Raw genomic sequence first — 455 nt, forward strand, 5'->3', positions numbered from 1 at the left:
CGGCGCCGCCCTCTTCCCCGGCCGCCGCGGCGGTGTCGCCGGCTGCGGCTGCGGATGCCGGAGCCGAGGCCGAGGCGGTGCCGCCGGCCGCGAGGGAGAATTTTGTGGTTCCTTCGATCGGGTGGCCGTCGCTGGAGACAACCCGCCAGCCCAGCTGGTAGTCGCCGTCGGGCATCCCGTCCTGCAGGGGAATGGTGACCTCACGGCCGCCGAGCACCGGTGCTCCGGCGGCCCAGTCGGTGCCGGCGGTGTCCAGGACCTGGGTGGTGGTGCCGATATCCATCACATTCGCGCTGAATTCCAGCACGATGTTCTCGGGCTGGACGTCGAGGACGGCGCCGTTTTCCGGGGTGGATCCGATCAGTTCGTCGTGGGCCGCGGCCGGGCGTGCCAGCGTCAGCGCCGCCGACAGCCACAGCAGCATGGCGACCAAGGCGGCCGCGAGCAGCCGGATC

1 protein-coding gene is annotated in these 455 nt (G+C 71.9%); it reads right to left on the reverse strand.

Annotated features, from left to right (window positions below; translation table 11 throughout):
* Positions 1-455, reverse strand: a 455-nt coding sequence (locus tag AC5RV2_RS18960) for a copper resistance CopC family protein (RefSeq protein WP_494093612.1), incomplete at both ends; no start/stop codon positions are given.

This window comes from Arthrobacter sp. Y3225116 (assembly GCF_059091245.1).